The organism is Metasolibacillus meyeri, assembly GCF_003049505.1.
Classification (GTDB): domain Bacteria; phylum Bacillota; class Bacilli; order Bacillales_A; family Planococcaceae; genus Metasolibacillus; species Metasolibacillus meyeri.
Genome location: NZ_PYWN01000171.1, coordinates 1 through 7,992 on the forward strand (window position 1 = coordinate 1; position 7,992 = coordinate 7,992).

Here is a 7,992-nt window from a genome sequence, read left to right on the forward strand (position 1 = left end):
CGCAGATAAATCATAGAAAAGCGCAAATAAATCGAGAGAACCGCAGATAAATCACGGGAAACCGCAGATAAACTGAGAAAACCGCAGATAAATCATGGAAAAGCGCAGATAAACTGAGAGAAGCGCAAATAAATCGAGAGAACCGCAGATAAATCACGGGAAACCGCAGTTAAACTGAGAAAACCGCAGATAAATCACGGGAAAGCGCAGATAAACTGAGAGAAGCGCAGATAAATCATGGAAAGGCGCAGATAAACTGAGAAAACCGCAGATAAATCACAGGAAAGCGCAAATAAATTGAAAAACTGTCATGAACATATAAAAAAACAGTATCTATATGACATCCAAGATGCTGTTTTTTTGCTTGAAGCTTCAGGGTGTGACAAATTTGTCACGCTTGCATGTGAAATAAAGCTATTTTTCTTTAATAATGGCGCAAAGTGTGACATAATTTTCAACAGGTTCAAGCACGATAAATCGAACAATCAATCAATGAGGTGATCTTATGGAACGATTACAAAAAGTCATTGCTTATGCGGGTGTAGCATCTCGCCGTAAAGCAGAGCAACTAATTGTAGAAGGAAAAGTAAAGGTAAATGGTAAAGTTGTCAAGGAGCTTGGTACAAAAGTATCGAACTCGGATACAATTGAGGTAGAAGGTGTAAAGCTAGAAAAAGAAGATAAAGTATACTTCCTTTTATACAAGCCAAGAGGTTATATTTCTGCGGTAACAGATGATAAAGGGCGTAAAACGGTAACGGATATTTTTAAAAAGCATGTGCATCAGCGTATTTTCCCAGTAGGTCGTTTAGATTACGATACGACAGGCTTGCTTTTATTAACGAATGATGGAGAATTTTCTTATTCATTAACACATCCTAAATTCAAAATTGATAAAACATATGTGGCACGTGTAAAAGGTGTGCCAACAATTGATGGCTTGAAAAAGCTACAGCGCGGTATTAAGTTAGAGGACGGCAAAACAGCGCCAGCGAAAGTAAGCATGATGTCGTTTGATGAGCAAGCGGGTAAGGCAATTTGCGAAATTACAATTCATGAGGGAAGAAACCGTCAAGTGCGCAGAATGTTCGAAGCAATTGGAACGCCTGTTGTCAAGCTAAAGCGCGAGCGTTTCGCCTTTTTAGATTTAGCAGGGTTAAGTCCAGGGGAATACCGTGAATTGACAAAGCATGAGGTGAAGTTATTACGAGTGTTAGCGGAAACAGGTAAAATAGACTAATCAGTACTGTTTCAACTAACATTACCCTGAGGTATCAGGGAAGCCTCTTTAATATTGGTATTACTTATTCATTTTCAAAGAGGAAACGTTTCGATAAAAGAGTGAATAATTGTAAGAAAAGTGGTCTAGCCTATCACTTTTCTGACAACCACTCAGAGGAAACGTTCATAATTCATTCAAAAGTGCTGACTATTAAAAAATTGTTATTTGGTATAATAGTATACGGAATATGCTGTGCGAGGAGGATTTTGCGCAAATGGAGAAAAAGAAAAAGCGATCAATTGTGCGTGGGATTATTTTAAGTGTATTACTCGTTGCAATTGTTTATACAGTTTATACGACAGCGACAAAAGACAAAGTTCAAATATTAAAGGAAGGGTCTAAAGCCCCTGATTTTGAGCTTGTTGGTTTAAATGGTGAAACATATCGTTTATCAGATTATAAAGGAAAAGGTGTATTTCTAAATTTCTGGGGGACTTGGTGTGAGCCGTGCAAGCGTGAAATGCCTGCAATGGACCGTCAATATAATGCCTTTAAAGACCAGGGGGTTGAATTATTGGCAGTGAATATTGCACAGTCTGATTTTGAAGTACAAAGCTTCATTTCGAATTTAGGGGTAGATTTCCCTGTTGTCATTGATAAAACAAGAAGTGTACAACGAGCGTATAATGTAGGTGTCGCATTGCCTGCAACTGTGTTAGTTACGCCTGAAGGAAAAGTGAAAAAAATTATTACCGGTGAAATGTCAGAGGCAAGCATTGCCGCCTATATGGAATCCATTAAACCGGAATAGGAGTTTGCCAGATGGAAAAAATCATTTGTACTTGTAAGCATGTAAATCCAGTCGGTACAAAGCTTTGTGAAAAATGTGGGCGACCGTTAACGACAGAGGAGCAAGACAAAGCGGTAGTGGATATGCGCTATGATGGGATTGCCATTCGCTCTAAAACGCATAATAAATCAATTATTGATAAAGTTTGGAATTTCTTCTCTAGTGTTAAAGTGGGTGTCACGTTAATTATTATTACGTTGGTTGCAGCATCTATTGGGACGATTTTTCCACAGGAATTTTATGTGAACGTTGCAACACAAGCTGAAAAAGCGCAATATTATACAGATGTATATGGAACAATTGGGACACTTTATTATAATTTAGGGTTATCTGATTTATATTCGTCATGGTGGTTCCAAACAATCGTTGGTATGTTAGGTGTGTCAATTATTGTAGCGAGTATTGACCGTGGCATTCCGCTACATCGCTCCTTAACAAAGCAACGTGTAAAGCGTCATGCCAGCTTTATGAAGCGTCAGCGCATTGTGGCAGAAGGGCAACCTTCTGAGCAAGCGGATAAAACGCTTGATTTAATCGAGCAACAAATGAAGAAATTAAACTATAAGATTCGCCGTGAGGATAATGCATTGCTTGCAGAAAAAGGACGCTTTTCTCGTTACGGTCCATATATTAATCACCTTGGGCTGATTGTCTTTTTAAGTGCGGTTATGTTGCGTCTCATTCCAGGGTTTTATGTCGATACATCCATTTGGTTACGCGAAGGAGAAACGATTGCTATAGATGGAATGGACGGTTATTTTCTATATGGTGATAAATTTATTTTAGAACTGTATGATAATGACCCACAAGGTGAACAGGTGCGTCAAGGCGTGAATGTTGTTGCCAAAAACTATCAAACAGACGTCACGCTTTATAAGCAAAAAGAAGGGGCAGTTCCTGGACAAACTTCCGACTTAGAGGAAGTGAAATCCTATGAAATTCGCGTAAATCACCCATTAAAGCATGATGGTTATTCCATTTTCCAAATGGACTACCGCTTGAATGAATTAAAGGTGATGCATTTTGAGCTGCAAAATAAAGCGACAGAACAATCTTTAGGTGCAGTGAGCATCGATTTAACGAAGCCAGAAAAGGAATATGTGATTAATGAGCAAACAAAGGTACAGCTTGTATCCTACTTGCCAGATTTCTCAGGCTTTAAAGATGGTGTGCCACAAACAGCTTCACCCTATCCAAATAACCCAGCATTTATTTTCCGTATGTTTACGCCAGATACACCTGAGGGAGAAACGAGTGTAGTAGCTATTCAGGAAACGTTGGAACCACTAGGAGAAAATCAATATAAAATGAAGTTTTCTAGTGTAGATACACGCAATATGTCAGGTTTAACAATTCGCAAAGATAAGACGATTCCTATTTTATTAGTTGGTGGCTTCATCTTTATGTTAGGTGTTGTGATTGGCTCCTATTGGAATCACCGTCGTCTATGGGTAGAGCAGCTAGAGGATGGCTCTATTCGTCTTGCTGCGCATGCAAATAAAAACTGGTTCAGTATGAAAAAGGATTTAGATGCTGTTACAGCCCATGCGCATTTACCACAATATGTGGACCAAGTAGAGAAAGAACAGGAAAAGGAAGGTGACAACACCTTATGAGTTTACTTCAATTAAGTGACTATTTATTGTTTACAGCGTTCGTTTGTTATTTAATTGCCCTTGTATTATTTGGTGGTGCGATTAAACCAACAAAAGTAGCCCATGCACCCGCATCTGCTGAAAAATGGGGTAAGCTAGCCGTTACAGTGACAATTATTGGCTTTGTTGCTAATCTAGGTTACTTTATTACGCGCTGGATGTATACAGGACATGCACCAGTAAGTAATATGTTTGAGTTTACAACAGCATTTGGGATGTTTGTTGTCGGTGCTTTTATTGTTAGTTATTTTATGTATCGTGTGGCAGCACTTGGGATTGCCGCATTGCCAATTGCCATTTTAATTATCGGTTATGCAGCAATGTTCCCAAGGGAAGTTAGCCCATTAGTTCCTTCATTACAGAGTAACTGGCTAACAATTCACGTAATTACAGCCGCATTAGGTGAGTCGATTTTAGCCTTGAGTGCTGTTGCAGGCTTAATCTATTTATTAAAGCATGTGAACTTGAAAAAAGCTTCAAAGGAACGTTTTTTCTTAGAGGCTGTTATGTTTTCACTTGTACTTGTAATCGGTTTTGTCGTTTCTTCCATTACATTTAGTGCAATGGGCTATAGTGCAACATATCAATACACAAATAAAGAAGGTAACACAAGTGTTATTGAATATCACAATCCAGCCATTTTTGGTATGAATGATTATGTGGAAGTGAAGCTAGTGGATGCAAAAGGAAAATCATATGAGCCTGTTGTAGAGGCTGATCGATCATTCCAACCACTAATGGAAATGCCACCACTTGTGAATGCGAAAAAATTAACAACTGTATTTTATTCTATATTATTCGGTACAGTTATTTATTTACTAATTCGTTTGATTGGTCGTCGCTCGATTTCAGCGATGGTACAGCCGCTTGTACAAAAAGTAAACTCATCTTTAATGGATGAAATTGGCTATCGTGCCATTTTAATTGGTTTCCCAATCTTTACACTTGGAGCCTTGATTTTTGCGATGATTTGGGCGCATGAAGCATGGAGTCGCTTCTGGGGCTGGGACCCGAAAGAAGTATGGGCTTTGATTACATGGCTATTCTATGCAGCATTTTTACATTTACGCCTATCGAAGGGCTGGGAAGGTAAAAAATCAGCATGGCTTGCTGTAATTGGCTTTGCGATTATTATGTTTAACTTAATTGCCGTTAACTTAATTATTGCTGGCTTACATTCATACGCTTAATGGTATAGGGTGTGTCTGGAAAGGTAATAACTTTTCAGACACACCCTATTTTTATTTGTATAAATGCAAACTGCTTGTTATGCGAGAAATTCCAAATATTCAATAGTGATGTTAATTTCTTTAGACACTTCTGTCCCTGTGTGATAGGTAATCGTTTCTGAGTCAATATTAGTTCTTTCCTTAACTTACAATTATATGCTGGAAATCGTAAGAATATGCGAGTTCACTTTTCAATTTGATGTTGAAACGGTACAATAGAAGATGTAGAAAGTAGGAAAGGGGATACACCAGTGTCTGAAAATATTTCTGTATTAGTAGTAGATGATGAAGATCGCATTCGCCGTCTATTAAAAATGTACTTAGAGCGTGAAGGATATATTGTAGATGAGGCTGAAAATGGAGAAGAGGCGATTGCAAAAGCATTCGAGCATGATTACCATTGCATCCTTTTAGATATTATGATGCCAGAAAAAGATGGTCTACAAGTATGTGAAGAAATTCGTGAAAAGAAAACAACGCCAATCATTTTACTGACAGCTAAGGGCGAGGAAGCAAATCGTGTGCAGGGCTTTGAACTAGGTGCAGATGACTATATTGTGAAGCCATTTAGTCCGCGTGAAGTAGTGCTACGTTTAAAAGCAATTTTACGACGTTCCGCGGCATTTGCACCTGTTTCAAATGGTTCTACTTCTAAAGATTTAGTTGTGTTCCCGCATTTAACGATTGACCATGACGCACATCGTGTTACTGCAGATGGGGTAGAAGTCAATTTAACACCGAAGGAATATGAACTTCTTTATTTCCTAGCGAAATCACCTGATAAAGTGTTTGACCGTGAGCAATTGTTGAAAGAAGTATGGCATTATGACTTCTTTGGCGATTTACGTACTGTAGATACGCATGTAAAGCGTCTACGTGAAAAATTAAATCGCGTGTCAGAAAGCGCTGCGAAAATGATTGTAACGGTTTGGGGCGTAGGCTATAAATTTGAGGTTGTGAATGAATAGAATTTGGAATAGTATTGTCGGGAAGCTATGGGGAACCATATTGCTTCTCGTTTCCTTTGTACTATTTATTTTTACGGTGTTTATGCTAGAGTTTTTAGAAAATTATCATGGTGCTAGAGCCGAAGAGACATTGCGTCAAACAGCATTGACGATTGCTAATATTGTTGATGGTAATCTAACAGATAATTCACCATATGAAATTATTCGTAGCGTCTTGCATGAGGGAACTAATGCATTGATTGTTGAAAATCCAGATGGTGCTGTTTATGCGATTCAAGAAGGAATTAATCAAGAGCGCATACAGCAGCAAATTTTGCAAAATAAAGCGTTTGAAAATATTTATGCAAGTAGTAAGCCAATTTTACAGGAAATGCTGTTACCATCGCAAAAAGATGAAAATAAAATGGAAACATATGTTGTCCTAGCATTTCCTTTAAAAAGTGATGCCGCTTTGCACGGTGCTGTGTTTATTTATCAAAATCCAGATGCTATGCATGAGACAAGTAAGGAAACAACAAAAATTGTCTTCATCTCAGCGTTTATTGCCTTTGTACTAACGACATTCTTTGCCTTTTTCTTATCAAGTCGTATTACGTATCCGTTAAGAAAAATGAGGGAATACGCCTTTGAGATTGCAAAAGGACGCTTCGATTCACAAGTGCCAACAACGCAAAATGATGAAATTGGTCAATTGGCTGTTGCCTTTAACCAAATGGGGCGTCAGTTAAAGCACCACCTAGAAGTGATTAACCAAGAAAAAGAGCAGTTATCCAGTATTTTAACATCGATGACGGATGCAGTAATTACGTTTAATCGTGATCGTACAATTTTAGTAAGCAATCCCCCAGCCGAACGCCTTTTACAAAAATGGTTTGTGGCAAAGGGAGAGCAAAGTACGAAGCCAATTCCACCTGAAATTTACCACATGCTGGACCATGTCCTCGATTTTGAAGATAAAATCGAAGAGGAAATTGAACTGGAGGGTTCCTACTACAGCATCACAATTAGCCCTCTTTATAGTGGAGAGCTTGTGCGCGGTGCAGTGGCCGTCATACGTGACCAAACGGAGCAACATCGCTTAGAGAAGCTACGCTCGGACTTTATTGCGAATGTTTCACATGAATTGCGAACGCCAATTGCGATGCTACAAGGCTATTCTGAGGCTATTTTAGATGGTGTAGTGATAGATGAGGATGAGCGCAATGAAATGATTAAAATTATTTATGATGAGTCACAGCGCATGGGACGGCTTGTTACTGATTTGCTTGATTTAGCACGTATGGAATCAGGTCATATGCGATTATATAAAAACCTTGTGCCGCTTGTTCCCGTACTTGAGCGTATGACACAAAAATTCGCACAAGTTGCAAAGGAAAAGCATGTCGATTTACGCTTTGTGTCCAATATTGAGGAAGATGTTATGGTGAATATTGATGAAGACCGCATCGAGCAAGTATTGACGAACTTAGTAGACAATGCACTTCGTCACACACCGATTGAGGGAGCTGTAACCGTATCCGCTACTTATGCAAAATCATATGCAAAAATTGAAGTACGAGATACAGGCATTGGTATTCCTAAAGATGACTTACCGTATGTTTTTGAACGTTTTTATAAAGCAGATAAAGCGCGGACACGTTCAAAAGGTGGGACAGGTCTAGGTTTAGCGATTGCGCGTAATATCGTTGAAGCACATAATGGAAATATCGCAGTGACAAGCGTCGAAAAAGAAGGAACTGCATTTACTTTTTATTTGCCGTTGTAATAGAATAAGAGGGTGTGGGAAATTAGCTATTCCCACACCCTTTATTGTGCTTTGATAAGGATACAAACATGAGGAACTCAGCCTCAGAACGTTACGTCCTATGGTAACGAGCAGAAGGAATAGCCTTGATTTTGAAAACGAAAGTGAGTCGAGGCGAAATAGATGGATTTTGAAGCGATTTTATCCCGTATTAACAAGCTATAAGCCCCCCCACTACTTCAAAAAAACGAAGTATTTAAGTGGAGGATTAACAGCCTGTAAAAACCCGATTGAGGCCAACAGGATGTTGGTCACACAAGCGTT

Annotated in this window: 6 protein-coding genes; all 6 read left to right on the plus strand. The window is 38.9% G+C overall.

Features of this window, described 5'->3' with window-relative positions; genetic code table 11:
- The first annotated feature begins 505 nt into the window (after positions 1 to 505).
- The 6 genes from C9J34_RS19545 to C9J34_RS19570 all read left to right on the plus strand — a co-directional run bounded on the left by C9J34_RS19545 (position 506) and on the right by C9J34_RS19570 (position 7,689).
- Positions 506 to 1,240, plus strand: a complete 735-nt coding sequence (locus tag C9J34_RS19545; protein ID WP_107841854.1) for a pseudouridine synthase — start codon at positions 506 to 508, stop codon at positions 1,238 to 1,240.
- Between the two features lie 256 nt (positions 1,241 to 1,496).
- Positions 1,497 to 2,033, plus strand: a complete 537-nt coding sequence (resA, locus tag C9J34_RS19550; RefSeq protein WP_107841855.1) for a thiol-disulfide oxidoreductase ResA — start codon at positions 1,497 to 1,499, stop codon at positions 2,031 to 2,033.
- Positions 2,034 to 2,044: 11 nt separating this feature from the next.
- Positions 2,045 to 3,688, plus strand: a complete 1,644-nt coding sequence (resB, locus tag C9J34_RS19555) for a cytochrome c biogenesis protein ResB (protein ID WP_107841856.1) — start codon at positions 2,045 to 2,047, stop codon at positions 3,686 to 3,688.
- Positions 3,685 to 4,917: a c-type cytochrome biogenesis protein CcsB gene (gene ccsB / locus C9J34_RS19560; protein WP_107841857.1), complete on the plus strand. Its 1,233-nt coding sequence runs from the start codon at positions 3,685 to 3,687 to the stop codon at positions 4,915 to 4,917. The genes resB and ccsB overlap by 4 nt, the downstream gene beginning before the upstream one ends.
- Before the next feature lie 290 nt (positions 4,918 to 5,207).
- Entirely contained in the window at positions 5,208 to 5,924 is a 717-nt protein-coding gene (locus tag C9J34_RS19565) for a response regulator transcription factor (protein ID WP_107841858.1), read from the plus strand.
- Positions 5,917 to 7,689, plus strand: a complete 1,773-nt coding sequence (locus C9J34_RS19570; protein WP_107841859.1) for an ATP-binding protein — start codon at positions 5,917 to 5,919, stop codon at positions 7,687 to 7,689. Before C9J34_RS19565 ends, C9J34_RS19570 begins: the two co-directional genes overlap by 8 nt.
- Positions 7,690 to 7,992 lie beyond the last annotated feature (303 nt).

Excerpts from the sequence above, each read along its gene's own strand:
- C9J34_RS19545 (WP_107841854.1), top strand. The coding sequence starts at position 506 with ATGGAACGATTACAAAAAGTCATTGCTTATGCGGGTGTAGCATCTCGC.
- resA (WP_107841855.1), top strand. The coding sequence starts at position 1,497 with ATGGAGAAAAAGAAAAAGCGATCAATTGTGCGTGGGATTATTTTAAGT.
- resB (WP_107841856.1), top strand. The coding sequence starts at position 2,045 with ATGGAAAAAATCATTTGTACTTGTAAGCATGTAAATCCAGTCGGTACA.
- ccsB (WP_107841857.1), top strand. The coding sequence starts at position 3,685 with ATGAGTTTACTTCAATTAAGTGACTATTTATTGTTTACAGCGTTCGTT.
- C9J34_RS19570 (WP_107841859.1), top strand. The coding sequence starts at position 5,917 with ATGAATAGAATTTGGAATAGTATTGTCGGGAAGCTATGGGGAACCATA.